The sequence below is a fragment of the Fusibacter paucivorans genome, from assembly GCF_018390735.1.
GTDB lineage: Bacteria > Bacillota > Clostridia > Peptostreptococcales > Acidaminobacteraceae > Fusibacter > Fusibacter paucivorans.
Genome location: NZ_JAHBCL010000001.1, coordinates 81,970 through 102,857 on the forward strand (window position 1 = coordinate 81,970; position 20,888 = coordinate 102,857).

General features: G+C 43.5%; 21 protein-coding genes. 5 read left to right on the forward strand and 16 right to left on the reverse strand.

Translation table 11 applies throughout. From position 1 onward, the window contains the following. Positions 1-354: 354 nt before the first annotated feature. The 8 genes from KHM83_RS00350 to KHM83_RS00385 form a co-directional block, all read right to left on the reverse strand. Complete coding sequence (locus KHM83_RS00350) at positions 355-1,767, reverse strand: APC family permease (protein WP_213234905.1); 1,413 nt, start codon at positions 1,765-1,767, stop codon at positions 355-357. A gap of 316 nt (positions 1,768-2,083) precedes the next feature. Further along, the gene (locus KHM83_RS00355; protein ID WP_213234906.1) at positions 2,084-3,544 is read right to left on the reverse strand and encodes a hypothetical protein; all 1,461 of its coding nucleotides are present in this window, start codon (positions 3,542-3,544) and stop codon (positions 2,084-2,086) included. Between the two features lie 128 nt (positions 3,545-3,672). Next, positions 3,673-4,302, reverse strand: coding sequence for a DUF2812 domain-containing protein (locus tag KHM83_RS00360; RefSeq protein WP_213234907.1), 630 nt, complete (start codon positions 4,300-4,302; stop codon positions 3,673-3,675). Then, positions 4,302-4,640, reverse strand: a complete 339-nt coding sequence (locus KHM83_RS00365; protein WP_425513861.1) for a PadR family transcriptional regulator — start codon at positions 4,638-4,640, stop codon at positions 4,302-4,304. Before KHM83_RS00365 ends, KHM83_RS00360 begins: the two co-directional genes overlap by 1 nt. Before the next feature lie 203 nt (positions 4,641-4,843). Further along, a complete protein-coding gene (gene buk, locus KHM83_RS00370) occupies positions 4,844-5,911 on the reverse strand; it encodes a butyrate kinase (RefSeq protein WP_213234908.1) in 1,068 nt (355 codons plus the stop codon). Between the two features lie 120 nt (positions 5,912-6,031). After that, entirely contained in the window at positions 6,032-6,931 is a 900-nt protein-coding gene (locus KHM83_RS00375) for a bifunctional enoyl-CoA hydratase/phosphate acetyltransferase (protein ID WP_213234909.1), read from the reverse strand. Positions 6,932-7,277: 346 nt separating this feature from the next. After that, positions 7,278-7,748, reverse strand: coding sequence for a DMT family transporter (locus tag KHM83_RS00380; protein ID WP_213234910.1), 471 nt, complete (start codon positions 7,746-7,748; stop codon positions 7,278-7,280). Positions 7,749-7,766: 18 nt separating this feature from the next. After that, positions 7,767-8,210 carry a DMT family transporter gene (locus KHM83_RS00385; protein ID WP_213234911.1) on the reverse strand — a complete coding sequence of 148 codons (444 nt, stop codon included), beginning with the start codon at positions 8,208-8,210 and terminating at the stop codon, positions 7,767-7,769. A 174-nt stretch (positions 8,211-8,384) separates the two neighbouring features. Between KHM83_RS00385 and KHM83_RS00390 the strand changes: the two genes are divergently transcribed. The 4 genes from KHM83_RS00390 to KHM83_RS00405 all read left to right on the forward strand — a co-directional run bounded on the left by KHM83_RS00390 (position 8,385) and on the right by KHM83_RS00405 (position 12,573). Beyond that, the gene (locus KHM83_RS00390; protein ID WP_213234912.1) at positions 8,385-9,074 is read left to right on the forward strand and encodes a Crp/Fnr family transcriptional regulator; all 690 of its coding nucleotides are present in this window, start codon (positions 8,385-8,387) and stop codon (positions 9,072-9,074) included. 228 nt (positions 9,075-9,302) lie between these two features. Then, entirely contained in the window at positions 9,303-10,754 is a 1,452-nt protein-coding gene (locus KHM83_RS00395) for an MATE family efflux transporter (RefSeq protein ID WP_213234913.1), read from the forward strand. Continuing rightward, positions 10,755-11,201 carry a MarR family winged helix-turn-helix transcriptional regulator gene (locus tag KHM83_RS00400; protein WP_213234914.1) on the forward strand — a complete coding sequence of 149 codons (447 nt, stop codon included), beginning with the start codon at positions 10,755-10,757 and terminating at the stop codon, positions 11,199-11,201. It begins immediately after the preceding gene. Positions 11,202-11,337: 136 nt separating this feature from the next. Then, a complete protein-coding gene (locus KHM83_RS00405; RefSeq protein WP_213234915.1) occupies positions 11,338-12,573 on the forward strand; it encodes a hypothetical protein in 1,236 nt (411 codons plus the stop codon). Here the strand turns inward: KHM83_RS00405 and KHM83_RS00410 are convergent. Together KHM83_RS00410 and KHM83_RS00415 are read right to left on the reverse strand one after the other, a co-directional pair. Beyond that, positions 12,516-13,121, reverse strand: a complete 606-nt coding sequence (locus KHM83_RS00410; RefSeq protein ID WP_213234916.1) for a rhomboid family intramembrane serine protease — start codon at positions 13,119-13,121, stop codon at positions 12,516-12,518. The two genes, KHM83_RS00405 and KHM83_RS00410, sit on opposite strands and share 58 nt — an antisense overlap. Before the next feature lie 293 nt (positions 13,122-13,414). After that, positions 13,415-14,017, reverse strand: a complete 603-nt coding sequence (locus KHM83_RS00415; protein ID WP_213234917.1) for a YczE/YyaS/YitT family protein — start codon at positions 14,015-14,017, stop codon at positions 13,415-13,417. Positions 14,018-14,208: 191 nt separating this feature from the next. Here KHM83_RS00415 and KHM83_RS00420 point away from each other — a divergent pair, with 191 nt between their 5' ends. Beyond that, positions 14,209-15,081 carry a LysR family transcriptional regulator gene (locus tag KHM83_RS00420; protein ID WP_213234918.1) on the forward strand — a complete coding sequence of 291 codons (873 nt, stop codon included), beginning with the start codon at positions 14,209-14,211 and terminating at the stop codon, positions 15,079-15,081. A 124-nt stretch (positions 15,082-15,205) separates the two neighbouring features. On the opposite strand, the gene KHM83_RS00425 is transcribed toward KHM83_RS00420, so the two are convergent. The 6 genes from KHM83_RS00425 to KHM83_RS00450 form a co-directional block, all read right to left on the reverse strand. Further along, entirely contained in the window at positions 15,206-15,781 is a 576-nt protein-coding gene (locus tag KHM83_RS00425) for a class I SAM-dependent methyltransferase (protein WP_213234919.1), read from the reverse strand. A gap of 60 nt (positions 15,782-15,841) precedes the next feature. Then, positions 15,842-16,003, reverse strand: a complete 162-nt coding sequence (locus tag KHM83_RS00430; RefSeq protein ID WP_213234920.1) for a hypothetical protein — start codon at positions 16,001-16,003, stop codon at positions 15,842-15,844. Positions 16,004-16,029: 26 nt separating this feature from the next. Continuing rightward, positions 16,030-16,860 (reverse strand): deoxyribonuclease IV, encoded by an 831-nt coding sequence (locus KHM83_RS00435; RefSeq protein WP_213234921.1) that lies wholly within the window; start codon positions 16,858-16,860, stop codon positions 16,030-16,032. 463 nt (positions 16,861-17,323) lie between these two features. Continuing rightward, entirely contained in the window at positions 17,324-18,397 is a 1,074-nt protein-coding gene (locus KHM83_RS00440; RefSeq protein ID WP_213234922.1) for a tartrate dehydrogenase, read from the reverse strand. Positions 18,398-18,599: 202 nt separating this feature from the next. After that, positions 18,600-19,490, reverse strand: coding sequence for a hydroxymethylglutaryl-CoA lyase (locus tag KHM83_RS00445; protein WP_213234923.1), 891 nt, complete (start codon positions 19,488-19,490; stop codon positions 18,600-18,602). Positions 19,491-19,563: 73 nt separating this feature from the next. Continuing rightward, positions 19,564-20,766, reverse strand: coding sequence for a CaiB/BaiF CoA transferase family protein (locus KHM83_RS00450; protein WP_213234924.1), 1,203 nt, complete (start codon positions 20,764-20,766; stop codon positions 19,564-19,566). Positions 20,767-20,888: the final 122 nt, after the last annotated feature.

Here is a 20,888-nt window from a genome sequence, read left to right on the forward strand (position 1 = left end):
TCTCCTTATTGCTAATCGCCTGTGGGAATATGCCCACACACTTCTTCATAGATCTCTTTTAGCCATTCTCTTTTCTGCTTATGCTTCTCTCTCATTTGTCTCTTCAAATGATCTCTTTGACTTCCTTTTGACTTCCTTGATTTGTTTTTTGCTTTATTGTACATTTGTCCTTTTTAATAACTGTTTAAAGCAGCTGCCCTTTCAAGTAACTGAAAGGGCAATCGCATCGTAAACAACCGTGTTTTAACGTCCATTTAAATAGAAAGCTTTCTTGGCAGAATAATCAATCGGACGCCATTGTCCACCATTCAGCCATCAAATCACTCTCGTGTATGCCTTTATGCCTTTAATCTTTTACACCGCTTCAACAGGTACTGCCGCTTCATCATTGTCAAATTCAAGTGAATCATTAATAATTTGCTCGATTGGCACCGGTTTAAACGGCTTCACTTTCATAACGCCTACTACCCAGACGTATGCATAGACGATGAGCAGCGCAAACAAGATGCCGAATACTTTATAGATTTCAAGCCTTGAGGTCATATCTGAACTGATATTCCAGATCATATAGACATTTCCCAGTATACCGATAATCTGAGGTAATCCCATGAAAACCAATTTTTGATTGCGTTCCATATCTGGATAGCGCTTTCTTAAAACCAATACATTCATGTGCGTCATTATATAGGAAAGAAGCCAGAAACACGATGCTGCTAAAATCACATTGGTAAGACTCGTCGAGTCTGTATAACCTGATACCAACATGATGAAGTCCGCGCCTGCGATGAATATCAATCCAAATATCGGTGCTCCGAGCTTATTGGTCTTTGCCATAAATTTTGGAAACATTTTTTCTTCTGCCATGCCCATAACAATTCTGGCACTGCTGGATAAAACAGTATTTAATGTGCTAATTCCCGCCAGTATCGTAATAAAGCCCATCCACATTTTCCCGAAGTTTCCCAAGACAGCTTCTGCGAAGAGCATATGCGGCATTGGTGATGAAGCCAACGCATCAAGCGTCACGTAATTGGTCATACCAACACCTAAAATCCCTTGAATGACAAAGAGAAGTATCAGTGCAATGACCATGGAAAGCAGTACATCTCGCTTTGGATTTTTCAAATCCTTAGCCACGGGGATAATAAATTCAACCCCAATGAAGAGCCAAAACGCCACAGCCGATAAACTCATAACACCACCAACACCTGTAATGACCGGTGCCGTCTGTTCTGCTGCCGTAATAACAGTGCCTGTTCCCAGTTTAAAGAAACTGATAATGCCCATGCCGGTAAGTGAACCCAGCAGGAGGAAAACAACGATATTTTGAACCTTTGAGAAAAGGTCGACGCCAAAGAAGTTGACAATGCTTAAAATAATAAGCACACTTGTGCCAATTACCACTGCCGGGATCTGCGGGAAAAATTCATTAAGTACCATGCCGCACATTGCCGCTTCGACTGATGATGCGAAGATCATCGTAATGACATAGGCAGCAATGTTTGAAATCATGGATGCCACCGGTCCAAGACCTACCAGTGAATACTGTCCCACACCCCCATCGACGTTCGGCATGAGCTGATGTAATTCTGCAAATGAGATCGCGATAAATGCATTTAAAATTACGACGACAAATAATGGCAGTATAAATGCCTTTCCAGAAAGGCCAACGCCCATCCCCAAGGATAGTAAACAACTTGTCGCAACAATGAGTCCGACACATACGGCAACTGCGCTGCCAAGTCCCAATTTCCCAGTACTATTCATACCAAACACTCCTTTCGAAATAAAAGAAGACAGAATCACGAAGGCGTTGCATCACTCTTGATACAACGCCTTTGTCTCCCGTCTGTTTAATTTTGTTTGATTATACATGGAGCGTCTATAATTTGTCAATATACAATATACAACTTTTTATTGGCATTTTATTGGCATTTTGGCTTTAAGCTTTCTCCCAACCCGCTTTTGGGTTGCGAATAAATTTGAATTTTCTAATAAATTTGTTCGCAAAATCATCCCTTCATAAAAAAGCCTCATTTTCTCACATCGCTTCTGGATCATGTGAAAAAACGAGGAAGGCAAATCATCGTTCAAGTAATCGGTTAAGCTGCTTATTTCGCCAATGATCATTCTTTGTGATTGGCGGAATCCGATGCCAAATATCCTTTAGGTATTGAAAATATCCGCCGATAACCGTCAATTCTCGACAGTAAATCGCCCGATCATAACGTTCGGGATTCCAAGCAATTACAATACTGTCATCCTGTACGCTGATACAACTTTTATCAATGTTTAAGTTGAGGTTTTTAAACGATGTCAGTACCATGGTATAGGCATCATTATTTTTAATCGTCGTTAAATAGGCCAGCTGCTGATGGAAAAGCGCTTTACGAATGCGAACTTCTTTCCCAACGATAATCGAGAGGTCATAATCGATGACATGCGATGCATCCGCGGCAAGTTCTAAGGCGTCTAAATTATAGATCTGTACATAGTGGCAATGGCTTCGAAGCGCCCTTCGCTTGCGATTGGCCTCAAGGCAAAGCGCTTGAATCGCATCGGGTACATTGTTATCTTCGAGTATCTGTTTTAAAAGCGCAATAGGCATATTGCGGAATGTCGGCATCTGATTAATCATATACGTTATCTGCTTCTCTTTAAAATGTGTTTCCATAATGTTCAGCATATCCGTTGGATCTTTCAAATCTGATGCGTAAATAAGCTGATTGGAACGCGCCATAATGGCATGAATTGCCTTTCCGTAAAACGCAATACTCGCAGCATCTCTGTGAATCAGCGCAATGTGGTTCGCATGATTTTTGTCAATGCTCATCCCAATCAATGACAGATGATTCTCAATGAGATAGATCCCCTCATTGTAGATTTCCTCTGTATTTTTATAGACATAGCGCACTTCGACATTTCTGGAAAGATATACCGGCAGCCATCTTAAGATCACTACGTACGGACGATAAGAATCTGTCATATAGTCAATAATCACGACTTTATGCCCGAGGCTTACCACTTTAAGAATATTTTCAATCATGGCTTTTAATGCATCAGGATCGACATCATCCCACTGAATATCACCAAAGTCACCAATATAAACGCGCTGCCCAGGCGGTAGCTTGTAAATCGTCTCCCAAAAAATCGTCATGGCGTGCCGCCAACCATCATACCCTGTATGGACGCCGACAGTAACCTGCTCGCCACTCTCTGCATCCGTACTTGACGCGGCTAATTCAACATCTTCTGTAAGCCAGGCTTTCAGCGCTTCCCCAAAAGCCTCCACCGTGTCAAAAGGCCCCTCATAGCCTGAGGCTTCCAAATTGGCTAAGAGCTGTTTCTGCTGATATGTAAATGGCTCACTTAGAAAATAGGCAGCCATTTTTGCCGTATATTTAGATCTGAACTTCAATTTTCGCTGACCGTTTTTCCACTTGCTCACCGTGGTAATATCCGTTCCAATTTCCAGTGCAAGGGTTTTACCCGTCACGTTGAGTTGTTCCATGACGAGGCCGAGACGCGTGTTTACCTGTGCCATAACGTTCTCCTTTTCTGCGGGGTGCTCATCATATGGCATTTGCCATTGCCGCATCCTTTCAACGCAGCTTTTGACTTGCGAACAGTTCAATTCTAAACATTTTCAGTCCTGCTGTCAATGAACCTCTACTACTCGTAAAGCCGGCTTTCATCTTTCAAATGTTTCGCTTCTCTAACCGATTTAACCATTGGCCTTCCAAACAGAATCCCCAATATCAACAAGAGTCCACGAATACCCCAAATCAAAGCAATCGTACTATTGACAGCTGCCGGCAAGAAAGTCAATGCGAATAAGACAGCAGTCATCATCACTTCCCATCCATACACCATCGCAACTGCTTTAACGGATTCATACTGATCGGCTGCATCAGTATGAAGTTCAAAAGGTTGTCCATCTTGTTCTTTTTCCAAAATCAGCAATTCGTTATTATAATTGCCCGGCGCCGTTGCAATCTGACCAAAACCCTTGCCATAAGGCCGCCACTTAACTTTGCCAAAAGCGTATTTAAGTCCAATATTTTTTGTAAACGTCCTAAACCCCATTGTCTCTATATAAGCTTGATAATCTTTTGCTCTTGCATTGGTCAAATTCCCTGCAAAAATCACAGCGTACTCAAATGCATTTGGCTGACAAGATTCAAAATCATAGGTCAACATGCCGCATCCTTTTAGGCGGTAACCACGCTTTGCCATATCGTTCAGCCATTTTTCCTGTCCATTGATAAAATCAAAAAAATATCGCCTAACGCGCTTTTGCATTATTTTCCATCTCCTTTTACGATTGAAGCAGCAAGCTTTAAAACTGCCTTCATGCGTTTTAACTCTTCTTCTGCCTTCTCTCTGCCAATCGCTGTAATCACATACGTCTTTTTCTTATTGTCCCTTTCAGAGTCGACAAGTCTAATCCATTTCTTTTTAACCAGTGTATTTAAAGCACCGTATAGGGTACCTGCCCCTAAAACCACGCGTCCGTTGGTCTCATTATCAATAAACTGCATAATACCGTACCCGTGATTCGGCTGATAGACTGCCAGCAAGACGAGAAACGTCGTCTCCGTCAATGCACCGCCCTTTGCATGATCTCTAATGGTCTTCACCACCTTTAATTATTACGTTTACTGTAATATGAAATATATCACTAAACGTAATAACTGTCAACAGGTTTCTTTGATGGAATATCCTTTTCTCAGCAAAAAAGCACCATAAAAAAACAGCCCCTTTTACGCTGTTGGACTGCGTAAGAGAAGCTGTTGTAAATCTCAAGCTAAATATTCATTCAGGTATTTTTATACATTTGCGGCTAACCTTCGAAAACGTGCGCCGATTCTTCCCCCCGCAAAACACGAAGTGTGCCATTCGCAAGTGATTCCATTTCGTTTTCACCAGGAAGCAATGCAATTGGGGCAATAAACTTCACACGCTTAACAATCCAGTCCGTCAATATCTTAGAATAAGCGATGCCGCCGGTTAAAACGATGTAATCCACTTCCCCATCAACCACCGTTGCCAGCTCACCAATGCCTTTGGCTACTTGGTATGCCATCGCTTCATAAACGCGTTTTGCTTCCGCATCGCCTTCTGCAATGCGTTTTTCCACAACTCTGGCATCATGTGTACCGAGGTACGCCTTAAGTCCGCCGTTGCCGCGCAGCATCTTATGAGTCGTCCGCTTATCATAATCGCCGGAGAAACAGAGATCGATTAATTGCTTACAGGGTACACGTCCTGCACGCTCCGGCGAAAAAGGGCCTTCGTCATCTGAAATGATGTCAATCATTTGTCCTTTTGCATGAACGCTCAGGGAGATCCCGCCGCCTAGATGGGCAACGATGCAGTTCACATCCTGATAGCGCTTGTTATATGATGCAGCGGCTTTCATCGCCATCGCTCTTGAATTAAGCGTATGAACCGTACTGGTTCTTGGAATAACCGGCATCCCTGAAATTCGCGCAATATCCTGAAGCTCGTCGACGCGAACAGAGTCGTATATATAGGCTTTGACACCGACACGCGATGCAATTTCATAGGCAATAATTGCCCCTAGATTGGATGCATGCTCCAGTGCAGGACGATTCTTTAAAATATCCAGCATTGCCTCGTTGACTTCATAAGCACCTGATTTAACAGGCGGCAGCATACCCCCGCGTCCAACGACAGCCGATAGTTCATGTATGTCAAACCCTCTTGTTACAAGTGCCGATTCAACGACTTTCTTGCGCATTAAAAATTGATCCTGAACGTGTTCATATTTTTCAAGCTCGACGATATCATGTGAAAGCGTCTCTGTAAAAAGCTCTTTATCCTCTTCATACAGCGCTATTTTCGTCGATGTCGACCCTGGATTGATTGCCAGTATTTTATATGCCATACTTTCCTCCCGTTGGTGATGAACGCTCGTATTTCATCACTTGATCATGCACTTTATACTTCAAATTTCATTATCTTCATCATATCATAATGATCGATGTCGGTTCTATGTCAATTTTTTCTATACGGCAGATGCCGACAAGACAAGTGACAGGTATTTTTCTTCCGTTGTAGCACCGCGAGATGTCAAAACAATCGGTACTTTTGCACCGACGATAAAACCCGCCATTTTGGCGCCGGCAGAATAGATCAACGCCTTTGACAGAATATTGCCGACTGTGATATTGGGCACCATCAGAATATCAGGATCTCCGCAAATTTCACTTTCAAATCCTTTGATTGCAGCCGATTCTCTGCTCATGGTCAGGTCATACGAAATAGGGCCTTCAATGATGCAGTTTTCAATTTCGCCGTTAAGATTCATTTGTTTCAAAGCATCTGCTTCAACGGTTTCAGGCATTTTTGGATTAACGGCTTCCACTGCGGCAAGCACAGCGACTTTTGGTTTTTCATAGCCCATATCCCGAAAGGTTTTAACGGCATTTTCAAGAATTTGACGTTTTTCATCCAAATTTGGATACATCATCATGCCACCGTCCGTAACGCAAAGTAACTTATGATAACCGGGTACTTCATGCAATGCGACAACAGACATAACACTTCCTGTTCTGAGTCCCTTTTCCTTATCAACGACTGCTTTCAGAAGATCTGCTGTGTTGATTTTTCCCTTCATAATAAAATCTGCTTTGTTCTCGCGAATCATTTGCACAGCCAGCGCTGCCGCTTCCGCATCAGCAGCATCAATAATACTACCATCGGGTAAGGTCACACCAAGTTTTCCTAAAATGGCATCAATCTTTTCGCGATTCCCAACCAAGACAGGCGTAACGAGCTTGTCTCCGACCGCTTTAAAAACGGCTTCAAGCGTGTGCTCATCTTGAGCCGCAGCCACAACGACCCGTTTAACTGTATCCAGATTTTGTACCTTTGCAATGAGTTCATCAAAATTTTTAAAAACCATGTGAATTGACCTCCATTTTAACCTTAATGACAACACTTCATCCCATAAGGGATCTCTTCATATTAAAATGCACGCAGCTCCCTTTTAGATCGCTTATACATTTTCATTATACGCGACTTTTACAATGAAATTCAAAAAATACAACAAGCCTTATGAATTTTTTTTACGTTTCGCCTTGCAAAACCGCATTTCGGTACATATATACCGAATATCGGTCTTGTATATCATACCATATCTACTATCCCGTATTCCAGTAAAAAATATCTCGGTCACCATTATATTTGAATGACCGAGATAATAACTAAAATAAATGATCCTATATTATTAAACTTAAACAAATAATGCCCTATGCCGCATTTTCAGTTTCAGGCGTTCGATCAATCCCCTCACCATTATCACTCTGCCGCGTAAAAAGCATGAGTCCTGTAATTAAACAAATGCCGCCCAAACATTTTCCCAATGAAAAGAGATCAAATAACCAATAATCAAGTAATATGCTCACACCAATTTGACCGATAAATCTGAGCAAGACCATTTTAAATGCTGCAATGCGCTGTACCAATCCGTTAAAAATAAACGTCGTCCCAATGCCAAGGATCCCCGCCATTGCTGCGAAGCGAATCGCCACAGAAGTGATATCTCCAGCAACAAGTGTTTCGCCTTTTGAAAACAGGAGCAGAGCAGCGGCAATTGTTCCTGTAAAGAAGGTGATGCCCACACCTCGAATCGTGCCAATTCTTGAGGCGACAATACCATTAATCGCGACGTTGACAATCACGGCAAATCCCGACAAGCCAGATAAAACAATATAAATCATATTTCATGCCTCCTTATGCTAAAAACGTACCATTAGCCACAATCCCAATGCGATGATGGCAATTCCAAGAACACGTCGCTTGTCAAAAGCCTGTTTAGGCGTGCCGAGTAATCCGTATTGCGACATAATACCGGACATGATGAGCTGGCCGAGCATTGCTGCTGCCAGTGCCACCGTCAAGCCTATTCTGGGGACAACAATACTGTTGGTGTAGGTGATGCAAACATTCACAATTCCCGGCAAAATAAACCAAGGTGCATACCGCTTAACCATTGTCGCTGTCGGCTGATTCAAGGCGCTGTTTCTAAACAGCAAAAAAAGCACACAGACAGCAGCAAACCCTGTTAAGTGGAAATAAAAAGTTCCTTTATATGGGCCAAATACCTCTGATGCGAGTCCGCTGAGTAATAGCATCACACCAATAAGCATACCGTTAAACCACGATAAGTGAACGTATTTCAAACTAAACCTCCCTTTTATACCATACTTTACAATACAATGCTGTGTTGAACACCTAATAGATGTTCTTTTCAAACAAAAATATTTTCGCTATCATTAGCATAGATGGTTTAAAACATTCGCACCATGACAAATGTCATGCACGATGCGATTGTGTCATTTTTTAAGGAGCCCGTTATGAAACGAATTCACGATCCTCTTCAGCTGCGCAAGATTCTTTCCACACATGATATTTATCGTTTTTTTGATGCTGACATAACCCCATATGTCACCATGATGACATATGAGCCCGGCGAATCCGTCTTGACAGCCGGAGACGCATTAACCCATTACCTATTGCTTGTCGATGGACGCATTAAAGTCAGCTATCTATTTGAAAACGGCAAGACGATGGCTGTAAAATTTTATCACCCGCTGACACCCATCGGGGATATTGAATACTTAAGAGATGTCCCGTTGCTCTGCAATGTCGACGCCATTGAAACCTCATCTTTCATCGCCATTGACGTCCAAACGCTTCGAACACATTTCAGCAATGATGTCGCCTTTTTAAAACATCTCATCGAAAGTCTCAGCGATAAACTCTATGCAACGGTCAACAACAATGCCTACAACTTTATTTATCCGCTTCCAAACAGACTGGCCAGCTACTTGCTGCATCAACCGTCAACTAACAATGTCATTGTACTGCACGCTTCGTATCTCGAAATCGCAGACTTCTTAGGCACTACTTACCGTCATCTAAACCGGACGATTAGAATGCTCGTCGATGAAGGCATCATTGAACAGCGCGATCATGAGATCGAGATTACCAATCGCACGCATCTTGAAATGCTGGCTAAGAGCACTTACATTGGAACGACTTAAATCAACGGTGCTAAAACCCTAATAATTAACGCCAGAGACCTTTCGAGTAGCGCTGTAAGCACTCGCTAACTTCCGTAAGCGTCTTTCAATCCTTTGTGAACAAAGTATTAACGTTTTTGTGATGTATTGACTTTAAAATGCCGCTGTGTTATCTTATGCATGATAGTTAGATATCTAACTATTCGTAACCCGAATAATATCTGGCATAAAGATTAGAAAGAGGTATACATGTCAATGCAAGAACAAGAAAAAGAAAACGAACAAAAACAAGATCAAGCCTATAAATCAGAAACAACAAATGACAGTGCACATGAATTGCACGATGCACAAGATAAAACAAAACGAATGGGTTCTGAACCCATTCCAAAACTGTTAGCGCAGTTCTCCATTCCAGCTGTTATCGCCATGCTGGTCAACGCCATCTACAACATTGTCGACAGGATTTTCATCGGCAAGTTTGTCGGCGAAGACGCCCTTGCGGGTTTAACGATTAGCTTCCCGGTGATGATGATCATCTTTGCCTTTGCCGGCCTCGTCGGAATCGGCAGCAGCGCCCTCATGAGTATCCATCTGGGCAAAAGGGATTTTAAAGGCGTCAATCAAATCTTTGGCAATATGATTACATTCGGCACCTTGGTAACAGGTGCAACACTGAGCATTATCTTTATTAATCTTGACGGCATTATGAATCTCTTTGGTGCAACACCGGATATTATTACTTATGCCTCAGACTATATGCGAATCATCCTAATGGGATTCATATTCCAAATGTATGCTTTTTGCCTTAACGGCGCCGTTAGAACTGAAGGACATCCAATGCTTTCCATGACGACAATGCTGCTTTCTGCCATAACGAATATCATCCTTGACTACATCTTTATCGTCAATCTCGGATGGGGTGTTCAAGGTGCTGCGATTGCTACTATTTCCGGTCAGCTCACCGGGCTGTTGTTCCTGCTTCGATTCTATTTCAGCGGCAACAGCGTCGTCAAATTACAGCCGCACGATTTTATTCCGAGACTATCAGTCTTTAAGAACATTACGTCCATTGGCGTGTCATCCTTTGTCACACAACTCGGCACAAGTGTTGCCATGACCTTTTTAAACCGCGGCCTCGGCCAGTACGGCGGTGTTGGCGCCATTACTTCCATGGGCGCCATCAACAGCTTGTTTACACTGTTTATCATGCCAATGATCGGCTTACAGCAAGGATTACAGCCTATTATCGGCTATAATCACGGTGCAAAATCTTTCGATCGTGTAAAAGGCGCACTAAAGCTTGGATTGACGGTTTCAATGCTCTTTTCAACCGTTATTTTCATTGCACTCCAAGTTTTCCCTAGAGTGTTTATCAGTGCCTTCCTCGATCCAACGTCTGAAACGGTCGATGTTGCAGTCAAAGGCCTCAGAATTTTTATTTTAATGCTGCCGTTGCTCGGTATTAACATCCTCGGAACCGGCTTTTTTCAATCCATCGCAAAAGGACATATTGCCATTATGCTAGGCGCCATGAGACAGTTTATCTTCCTGTTGCCGTTGGTTATTATTCTGCCGCAGTTCTTTGGTTTGACCGGTGTTTGGATGGCAACGCCGATTGCCGATGCCATTTCAATTCTGGCAACAGCGATTGCGTTATTGTATCACTTTAAAGAAACGCCTTCTCTTGCACAGGAGGCCTAAATGCATACATTAAAAGACGAAAATCTTAAAAGTATTTTTCATCTGCGCGCAAACCTTGAAAACGTCTTTTTTAAAGATTTTGACAATCAAATGAATTTTCCAAAACATCTCAACCACACACATTTTAAAACATTGATTATTCTATCCTTTGAAGGTGAACTGCCTATGTCTGAAATCAGTCATAAACTGAGCCTTGAAAAGGGGTCTTTTACAGCCGTCGCCAATACGCTGATGAAACTCGATCTCATCGAAAAACGTCAGCGTCCTGACGACAGGCGCATCTACACCATCAGTCTGACGGACGAGGGAAAGGCCTTTGCAGAACAGTATAAAGCAGACCATCGGCACTTTATTCGTAATCGCTTGACAAAACTCAGTGATGCTGAACGCGAAGCTTACTTCACCTCAGTTAGAACCATCAACGCATTGACTGAGAAGATGGTCTAGCGCATCTCTGTCATAAAACATTGATTTTCAGTGCTTGCAGTCCAATCTTCTACAAAACTCTAAAGACATTCTAATCAAATCTAAACTTTTTTGTGGCATGCTATTGCTAAAGGATCAAATCCCTCAGGAGGGTTTTATGCAATCAATGCTCGATGAAGTTATATTAGATATTACAAAATACTGGTACGAATCACTACCGACTCAACCATCGCTTAGTGAAAGTCGTGAACTCTATCCTCTAAAACTCATACGCTTTCTACGCTTAAAACATTCCTTTAAACGCAGCATGGCGCAGGTCGATCGCGGCGATTCTCTTTACGCCTTATCACAAGACCCGAACATGATGCGTTTTGTTGCACTTGGACTTGGGTTTAAACCAACCACTCTCAATCAAATGATCGGCGATCAGTATCTCGAAACAACAGATGCATTCCTCAAGCGTGCCCGCGAAACCGCGCCGCAGCTCGAAAACGAATCCATCTATCAAGCGCTTCGAAATGTCTGGATTGCCAATACGATACAAGTATTCATGGGACATCCCGTCGAACTCACAGATGCCATCTTTGCTTACAGCATGCTCTATCCGCTCTCAGACAACCTGCTCGATGATCCAGATCTGTCCGGTGATACGAAGCGACATTTTCTTACGCGTTTTAGACTCCGTCTCACCGGTGAACACGTCCTGCCGCAAAATGACAACGAAGCGATGGTCTTTCAAATGATTAAGTGCATCGAAATGCAGTTTGACCGCTTCGCTTTTCCGGAAGTTTATGACCATCTGCTTGCCATTCACGACGCACAGGCCGATAGTTTAAGACAACAGGAACGACCGCTTTCAAAAGCAGAAATACTCACGCTGACGTTCACCAAGGGCGCAACGTCAGTATTGGCAGATGGTTATCTCATCAATGGCACGATGACACCTGAGATGTACCGCTTCCTGACCTATTACGGCATCGTTTTACAGCTTTGCGACGACTTACAGGATCAAATGGAAGACAAGTGTGCATGCCATCAGACTATATTCAGCACGGCCTCAAATGAGCTTCTCGTCCGCAATACGCTGAGGCTTTATGATCTTTCACAAAAATCGCTTAATTTGATTCCCGCCTGCGCAGATCCTGCAATTGACACCGAAATGAAGCTGCTCTTATCGAGAAGTATCGCTTACCTTATCTGCGATGCCATTTTCACCCATCGCAAGCGTTACGTCAAAACATTTTACGCCCAGTGCAACCGTGCCTATTTTCTGACATTTAAACAGCAAAACGCCCTTAAGCAATTAATGCTTAAGAGCGCTGATAAATTTTCACTTCAATTTTCGGGCGGCACGCCCGCTGAGATATTCTTTCGCGATTCGAGCCGAGCGTGAATGGCAATAAGCATCATACCAATAACGCCGCCGATGATATGACCGAACTCAGATACCTGATTTTGCACAAAAATGCCGCGATAAACTTCCTGCCCCAAATAAAGCCCTGCCACACAGACAAAGGTAATCGGGATGCGTCCCTTGTGCTTCACATTGGTGAACGACGCCATAATGATCATCATAAAGACAATCCCGCTGGCGCCTAATATCCCACCGCCAAAAATGATCGCATTCAATACGCCAATCAAGATCGTCGCCAAGAACATGGCAAATATCAGAAAGCGACTGCCGTACTTTTCTTCCAGCATCGGCCCAATCAGTAAAACAAAAGTAAGATTCCCCAGTAAATGATCAAGGGATGCATGCCCCAGAGGCCATAACAACAGCCTTATAAAATCAATGGGCGCATACCCGCCATAATACGTAAAAATCGCAAATGTCCAACCCGTTTGAAAAAACGAATCAATGACAAATACCAGTGTCGCCAATAGCGAAAATGTTAAAATGACAGGCGCATTGTATTCAAATCCTTTAAAGTGTGCTCGCATGGCTTCCTCTCCTTTTATTTAAAAAATGATCTTTTTATGATCACTTACCATCATATATTATCAAGACAGTCTCTATTTTTTATCCTTATACCCAAAAAGAGCCGCCCTGCAATGTCTAAAGCAACATTTACAGTGCAGCTCTCTATTTTTTTGACATTTCCTGTCGCTCAGTTGTTATTAAACCAACCTTCTCAAGCCGTTTATCCACAAGTTATAAATCATTTACTGCGTGACTGTTAACATTGACGTTATCACGATTCCATCCGATGTAGATCCTCACTACCTTTAAAAGCCTAAAGGGTCACAGGATGTATTTTTTTTGACAGTGCACCCATTGTGCGCTGAATAATGTAGCCGCAAACCAACAAATTGGCAATGGTCGCAATGCCAATGAGTCCCCCCATTAAAAACCCGATGAGCGCAAACAGACCATCTAATAAGGTTCGAACATATTTAAGCTCAATGCCCGTCTTGTCGGCAATGGCAAAGCCAATGCCCTCATAAGGGCCTCGACCTAAGTCGGCATAAGCATATAACCCAATCCCAATCCCCAGCAGCAATATCCCGAAAGACATTTCGAGTATACACCACACCGCACTGCTGCTCTGAGGCTGAAATGCATTAAAAATATCCATAAAGGCGCCAAACAATAAAAAATGTACAACCGTACCAAGACGCACCTGACTGCGGTCAAAGACAAGTGAAAACAAAATCATCAGCAGTGATGTGACATAAGATGCTGCGCCAATTGAAAGCGGACTATGCCGATGCATCCCATCCCATAAAACAGTAAGTGTTACATTCCCAAGTCCTGAAGCTGTAATCATGGACATGCCAAGTGCGGCAACCATCGTTCCAAAGACGAGCAAAAGCCATCTGTCAAAATGTCTTATCATGTGAAAGCCCCCTTATTCAGACGCCCTTTTACTTTAAAAATATCTAATCTTGCGTCTTGCCTCTCACAGTATATAATAGAAGTAGTTCTAAGCATATCGAATGTTTCTTATGCATTACATAAGATAATCTTATGCAAGTTAAAGAATTCAGCCCACGGCAGTCTACATCCTCACGCGTATCAGGAGGTCATATGAAACTGACGAAATATGAAATATTTTTAAAGGTTTTAACTTTTGGCAGCTTGTCAAAAGCCGCCGAATACTTTAATTACACACAGTCCGCCGTAAGCCAGATCGTCCAGTCCCTTGAAACAGAAATGGGCATAACACTGCTGAACCGTTCCAGATCTGGCGTTTCACTGACATCCGAAGGCGAACAGATACTTCCCTACATTCAAGACATTCATGCCGCCAACCAAAAACTTGCGACAAAATTATTCGAACTGCATGAACTGGATGCCGGCGTTATACGCATTGCCGCTTTTACCAGCGTCACATGTCACTGGCTGCCCCAGCTTATCCAGCAGTTCAAAAAAGATTTTCCCAATATTGATTTTGAAATCAACCAAGGTGATTATGTTGAAACGGAAAATCGGGTTCAGGACGGACTCGTTGACTTTGGCATTGTTAAATTGCCAAGCAAACTGGTAACGACTGCGATCTACCAAGATCCCATGATGGTGATCCTGCCGGAAAATCATCCACTTGCCGCATGTGATGCCATTCCGGTTGAACGGCTTTCCAACGAGCCGTTTATCATGCTGGAACCCGGTAATAACGACGACCTCAACCGCATTTTAAAGCAAAATAAAACCGTCCCAAAAGTAGAACATCGCGTTCGGGACGATTATACGATTATGGCAATGGTCGAACGAGGGCTTGGCATTTCTATTTTACCGGAACTCGTGCTCAGCAGAACGTCTTACCACATCGTCTGTAAACCATTAACACCGCCAGTGCATCGTGTTCTCGCCATTGCCGTCAAAGACAACGCAACATTGTCACTGGCCGCTCAATACTTTATCGACCGCTTGGTGAAAGCGTTTCCGCCATCTAATTTCTAAATGATTGCGTGTGTGCTGCACGCTACGCGTTTATGCGTTTATGCCTTTATGCTTTTATGCTTTTATGCTTTTATGCTTTTATGCTTTTATGCGTATTAAGCTTTCATCGTGTATCTATCCGCGTCTACGCTTCAAAGACAATTCGATAAAAATTGTCACTGAGCGAAGCCGTTTCAATGTGGCGAAAACCGCCCGCTTTAAAATCTGCCACCGCTTCATTTGCGCTGACGCGATGGGCAATCGGCGGTCCTCCCGGCGTTTCATCCGCTTTGAAGTCAATCATCATCAGACGACCGCCCGGTTTAAGCATGTGTTTCAGTGATTCTACAAATGGTGGTCGTTCATGAATTTCATGGTACACCGTCACCAGTGCCACAAAATCAATGGCATCCTTCTCAAACGGATAGACAACCCCATCGGCCTTGATCACTTCGACCTGTTCAGCACCAAGGGTCTGTGCTTTCGACCTTAGATAGTCGACTGCAGCTTCGGAGACGTCTACTGCGTATGTCTTTGCGCCTGTAATCAATGCAGCGGGAAAAGTAAAAATCCCCGCTCCCGCACCGATATCACAAAAAATGTCGCCTGCTTTTAAACCGCTTTGCAGCAATGTGTTCTCCGGCTGCATTTCTTCTTTTCTCGCATCGGAATCCAGTCTTTCAATATGATGCTGCCAATCATGATAGTTGTGTTTATGCATTATGCCATTCCTTTTCTATTCAAATTCGGTAACTGTCTTTTATCTTTTGTCTTTCGTCTTTCAGCTTTCGTCTTTCAGCTTTCGTCTTTCTGCTTTTGTCTTTCTGCTTTTGTCTTTCTGCTTTTGTCTTTCTGCTTTTGTCTTTCTGCTTTTGTCTTTCGTCTTTTGTCTTTCGTCTTTTATTATTTTGTGTCTGTTCACTGTCGTTGTTTCACTTGCCATTATTAATCTCTTTGCGTTTTTACCTTTTAAGTGCGGCGAACCGCTCTGATTTTTGCAATTTCAGCCGCATAGCCATCCAGCTCATTTGGCGTTTCCAAATAAAATGGCAATTGACTCAGCTTTGGATGGTTGACGATTCGCTCAATGGCTTCAAACCCCAATGTACCATCGCCAATCTTTTCATGTCTGTCCTTATTCGATGCAAACGGCATCATACTGTCATTTAAATGGATTGCTTTGAGCCGTTCTAGGCCTACAATACGATCAAACGCCTCCAATACCCCATCGAGATCGTTGACGAGATCATAACCGCTTGAGTACAAGTGGCACGTATCCAGACACACGCCCATTTTCTCATTTAGCGTCACACCGTCAATAATGGCACGCAGTTCTTCAAAACGCGCCCCGACTTCCGATCCCTTGCCGGACATGCCCTCTAAGCATATTACCGGGGGTATCGATTCTGTCAGCGTTTCGTTAAGCGCTTCTACGATATAAGCAATGCCAGCCTCAACGCCTTGTCCGGTATGAGAACCGGGATGAAAAACATAGAGACTGTTTGGTATTTCCAAAAGTCGCGCCATGTCATCTTTTAAAATACCCTTGGCAAAATCCCGTACGGATGGGTCAGCCGAGCAGAGGTTCATCGTATAAGCAGCATGTGCCATAATAGGCCCGAAGTCATTTTCTGCCGCAATGCGCCGATAACCTTCTATATCTGACGGATGCAGTGGTTTTGCCTTACCGCCTCTTGGATTTCTTGTAAAATACTGAAATGTCGTCGCGCCAATGCGAACAGCCTCATTCGCAGCCGCTTCAAAGCCATTGCTAATCGTTAAATGTGGTCCTATTGTCAATGTATGAAACCTCCTGTTTTGCCGTAATGATCATGACCATGTTTTTACCTGTTTCAGCCATTTGTAATCGGTACATTAAAATTAAAAACATTCAATCACGTCATTAACTTGTAATGATTACAGTTTCTTTTACCCATCTTAACACATTTTTACACAGTTTGCATTGTAAGCTATGTAAGGAAATTGGCCTACTTTGATACGGAAATTGAATAATTTTCCTGAGGATCTACCCTTTTCTGTATCCGCTGCTTTCGACATCAGATAATTTCAGTATTGCTTTATTTCAGTATTGCTTTATTTCAGCGTTGGTTTCTTTCACTAGTCGTTCAGCTCTACCGAGATTCATTTTATTCATCGTTCGGATGGTATATTAAAAAAACCCCCGTCATTTGCTTTTAAAGCATCTAACAGGGGGAAACTGGCAACCATTTCATTCATGCCGTTTTTTGCAATGCAATCATCTCTAAAGCATATGGAGCTGACGGCAAATGGCGTCACCGACAGAAGCCGTCGTGCCCTTGCCGCCAAGATCAGGTGTTATGGCATTTGGATCAGCAAGCACTTTCATCATCGCCGATAACACACACTCACCATAGGATTCATGCCCTAAAAAGTCCAACATCATCTTTACCGTCCAAATCATCGCCATTGGATTGGCGATACCACGCCCTGCAATTTGAGGCGCAGAACCGTGAACGGGTTCAAACATAGAGGGATATTTTCGCTCTGGGTTAATATTGGCACCTGCCGCAAATCCGAGACCGCCCTGCAGTGCGGCACCAAGATCTGTAAGTATATCACCAAACAGATTGGATGCAACGACGACATCAAAATCTTGTGGGCGCTGAATCATGTACATCGCCATGGCGTCCACATGGCATTGTTCCGTCTGAACATCAGCATATTCCGAAGCCAGTTCATCAAAGATATGATCCCAAAACACCATGCTGTAATTAAGGGCATTGGATTTGGTAACACTGGTCAGTTTATGGTATTTGCCTCTCTTCCGTGCCAGCTCAAATGCATAGCGCATGACTTTTTCAGTCGTCCGTCTTGTAAAAATACTACTTTGAACCGCGCAAGCCTCTGGCGAAGTCTCTCTAAAAATACCGCCTGCACCCGCGTATTCGCCTTCTGTATTTTCGCGTATAAAAACCATATCAACGGTTTCCGGCGTCTGCCCAATAACAGGGCACTGCACGTGAGGCAATAATTTGATAGGTCTTAGGTTAATGTATTGGTCAAACCCTTGGCGTATTTCTAAGAGCAGTTCTCTCAGTGAAATGTGATCCGGAACACCTGGATAACCCACGGCCCCCAGCAGGATGGCATCATATGCTTCCAAGCGTTTTAAACCATCCTTTGGCATCATCACACCATTCTTTGCATAGTATTCACAGCTCCAGTCATAATGATCAAAACTGAATTGGAGATCACCGGTTAACTGTGATACGGATTCAAGCACCTTGATTCCTTCCCGCATGACTTCAATGCCGATTCCGTCGCCAGGAATGACGGCAATTCGGTAATTTTTCATATAATACGCCTCTCTTTTAAATGAGCCAATTGCTTATACAATTGCCTTAAATGTGAAATCGTTATGGCTATGTGTCAACTATTAATGATATACCGTCACTTTATGAGTGGGCTGCTGCCCATTAAGGCATTTCCCATCTGATATCTGCAAACTGAGCATTGCTGTACGTCAATGAACGGCATCACCGCGGTGCGCTTTCAGCTTATTGCCTGCAGATATTCGCAAGGTGTCCCGTGAGATCCGATTTGACATCTGCTTTGATAACATCAACGGTCTTTAGAAGCTGTTCCAACGCAATTCCCGTCTCGTAACCCATTTGTTCAAGCATATTGACGAGATCTTCTGTTGCGATATTGCCGGCAGCACCCGGTGCAAACGGACAGCCTCCTAACCCGCCGGCGGCGGATTCAAAGGTATCAAATCCCTTTTGCAGTGCAACGACGACATTCGCGAGTCCCATGCCGCGCGTGTCGTGAAGATGAAGACCAAATGCAACGGACGGATATTTTGCTGCCACGACATCAAGTACGTTACCCATTTGAGCCGGATTGGCAACGCCGATTGTATCTGCCAGATAAATATCATCAACGCCGATTTCAATGGCTTTATCAATCATCTCACAGACCTTTTCCACAGGAACATCGCCCTCAAACGGACAGCCAAATGCCGTTGCAATATCAATTTTAATGATGAGATCTGCAAAGCGTTTACGAATATCTGCCAATGCTTCAAAGGATTCCGCAATCGTTCGGCGCACATTTTCACGGTTATGGGATTCACTGGCAGAAATAACATAGCTAATCTCCCGTATCCCTGCCTTATAAGCCGCCTCAGCGCCGTGCAGATTGGGAACAAGTGCTGTAAACGTCACCTCTGGATACTTTGGAATCACTGTTTCAGCGATTTCTGCAGCATCCCGCATTTGTGGCACGGCTTTTGGATGCACAAACGAAGTCGTCTGTATTTTTTTAAAGCCTGCGGCAATAAGCCCTTCAATGATTTCAAGTTTTTTTGACGTCGGTATGAAATTTTCAAGGTTTTGAAAGCCGTCTCTGGGACAGACTTCCACAATATTGACTGTATTTTTGTTCATTTTGTACTCCTGTCTTTCACTGTCCTTGTGCATTGTCTGCCATACACAGCCTCGATCCAATATTACATTTCCATTAGATGACTTTTTGATCGGACAGCGATTGGATGGTTGCATCGTCATAGCCTAAAAAGTCTTTTAAAATTTCCTGATTGTGTTCGCCGAGTGTCGGTGCCGGTGTATTGACTTCAGGCATTGTTTCATAGAGTTTGATGTGTGACCCGGTGATCTTCATCTTACCGGCTTTAGGATGATCGATTTCCACAAACATTTCTCTGGCGTCTGCGATATGCGGATCTTCTACAACTTGTTTAATATTGTTGATCGGCGCACATGGAATGCCTGCCGCCAGCATTTCTTCAATAAGAACGTCAACCGTCTTCGTCATCGTCCAGTTTTCTACAATAACTTTTACCTCTTTATGTGCCGCAACGCGTTTTGGATTGCGGTCATAGCGTTCGTCATCAATGTATTCAGGTGTCCCCATTAGGTTGCAGAGCAGTTTCCACAGTTTATCATTGCCGCAGCCGATGACGAGACTGCCGTCAGAGCCTCTAAAGGAATCGTATGGGTATACGGATTCATAGCGATTGCCGATGCGTTCAGGAATCTTATCGTTAACGAGGTAAATCTGATTAATGATTTCCAAACTGGCGACAACTGAGTCGACCAAGGAAACATCGACCTTTTGGCCAATACCAGTGACATCACGGTATCTGACGGCTGAAAGAATACCAATGGTAACAGATAAGCCTGCGAGGACATCCCCCATTGCCGTTCCCGTCCGAGTCGGTTCACCATCCGGCCAGCCCGTCGTGCTCATCAAGCCACCCATTGCCTGTCCAATAATGTCATAGCCCGCTCTATCGCTATAGGGGCCGTAGTGGCCAAACCCTGAAACACAGCCGTAAACGAGCCTAGGATTAATTTTTTTGAGTTCGTCATAACCGAGTCCCAGTTTTTCCATTGTTCCGGGACGATAGTTTTCGATGATGACATCAGCCTTCTTCACGAGATCCAAAAAGACAGCCTTGCCTTCCGGTTTCTTCAAGTTAAGTGTCATTCCCTTTTTATTGCGATTTAAATTAATAAAATACGAACTCTCGCCGTTTTTAAACGGCCCAAACTGACGGCTGTCATCCCCTTTTTCAGGTACTTCGATTTTTATGATTTCCGCCCCCATATCGGCAAGCATCATCGTTGAAAATGGTCCCGCCAGCACTCTCGTAAGATCCAGTACGACCAATCCGCCCAAGGCGCCTTTAAGTTTTGTTTCCATTTATATTGCCTCCAATTCACTTAATTTATCACTTATGCCCACGGCGCGTTATCCCCTTGCGCCGCAAAGTCTCATCGCCATTTTTAGCCGGTATACTGCCAGAAGGTAAACACCAACTGGCA

Bases quoted from the DNA above. Each gene is read 5' to 3' on its own strand.
- KHM83_RS00350 (WP_213234905.1), bottom strand. From the start codon at position 1,767: ATGAATAGTACTGGGAAATTGGGACTTGGCAGCGCAGTTGCCGTATGT.
- KHM83_RS00355 (WP_213234906.1), bottom strand. From the start codon at position 3,544: ATGGCACAGGTAAACACGCGTCTCGGCCTCGTCATGGAACAACTCAAC.
- KHM83_RS00360 (WP_213234907.1), bottom strand. From the start codon at position 4,302: ATGCAAAAGCGCGTTAGGCGATATTTTTTTGATTTTATCAATGGACAG.
- buk (WP_213234908.1), bottom strand. From the start codon at position 5,911: ATGGCATATAAAATACTGGCAATCAATCCAGGGTCGACATCGACGAAA.
- KHM83_RS00375 (WP_213234909.1), bottom strand. From the start codon at position 6,931: ATGGTTTTTAAAAATTTTGATGAACTCATTGCAAAGGTACAAAATCTG.
- KHM83_RS00380 (WP_213234910.1), bottom strand. From the start codon at position 7,748: ATGATTTATATTGTTTTATCTGGCTTGTCGGGATTTGCCGTGATTGTC.
- KHM83_RS00390 (WP_213234912.1), top strand. From the start codon at position 8,385: ATGAAACGAATTCACGATCCTCTTCAGCTGCGCAAGATTCTTTCCACA.
- KHM83_RS00395 (WP_213234913.1), top strand. From the start codon at position 9,303: ATGTCAATGCAAGAACAAGAAAAAGAAAACGAACAAAAACAAGATCAA.
- KHM83_RS00400 (WP_213234914.1), top strand. From the start codon at position 10,755: ATGCATACATTAAAAGACGAAAATCTTAAAAGTATTTTTCATCTGCGC.
- KHM83_RS00405 (WP_213234915.1), top strand. From the start codon at position 11,338: ATGCAATCAATGCTCGATGAAGTTATATTAGATATTACAAAATACTGG.
- KHM83_RS00410 (WP_213234916.1), bottom strand. From the start codon at position 13,121: ATGCGAGCACACTTTAAAGGATTTGAATACAATGCGCCTGTCATTTTA.
- KHM83_RS00415 (WP_213234917.1), bottom strand. From the start codon at position 14,017: ATGATAAGACATTTTGACAGATGGCTTTTGCTCGTCTTTGGAACGATG.
- KHM83_RS00420 (WP_213234918.1), top strand. From the start codon at position 14,209: ATGAAACTGACGAAATATGAAATATTTTTAAAGGTTTTAACTTTTGGC.
- KHM83_RS00425 (WP_213234919.1), bottom strand. From the start codon at position 15,781: ATGCATAAACACAACTATCATGATTGGCAGCATCATATTGAAAGACTG.
- KHM83_RS00430 (WP_213234920.1), bottom strand. From the start codon at position 16,003: ATGGCAAGTGAAACAACGACAGTGAACAGACACAAAATAATAAAAGAC.
- KHM83_RS00440 (WP_213234922.1), bottom strand. From the start codon at position 18,397: ATGAAAAATTACCGAATTGCCGTCATTCCTGGCGACGGAATCGGCATT.
- KHM83_RS00445 (WP_213234923.1), bottom strand. From the start codon at position 19,490: ATGAACAAAAATACAGTCAATATTGTGGAAGTCTGTCCCAGAGACGGC.
- KHM83_RS00450 (WP_213234924.1), bottom strand. From the start codon at position 20,766: ATGGAAACAAAACTTAAAGGCGCCTTGGGCGGATTGGTCGTACTGGAT.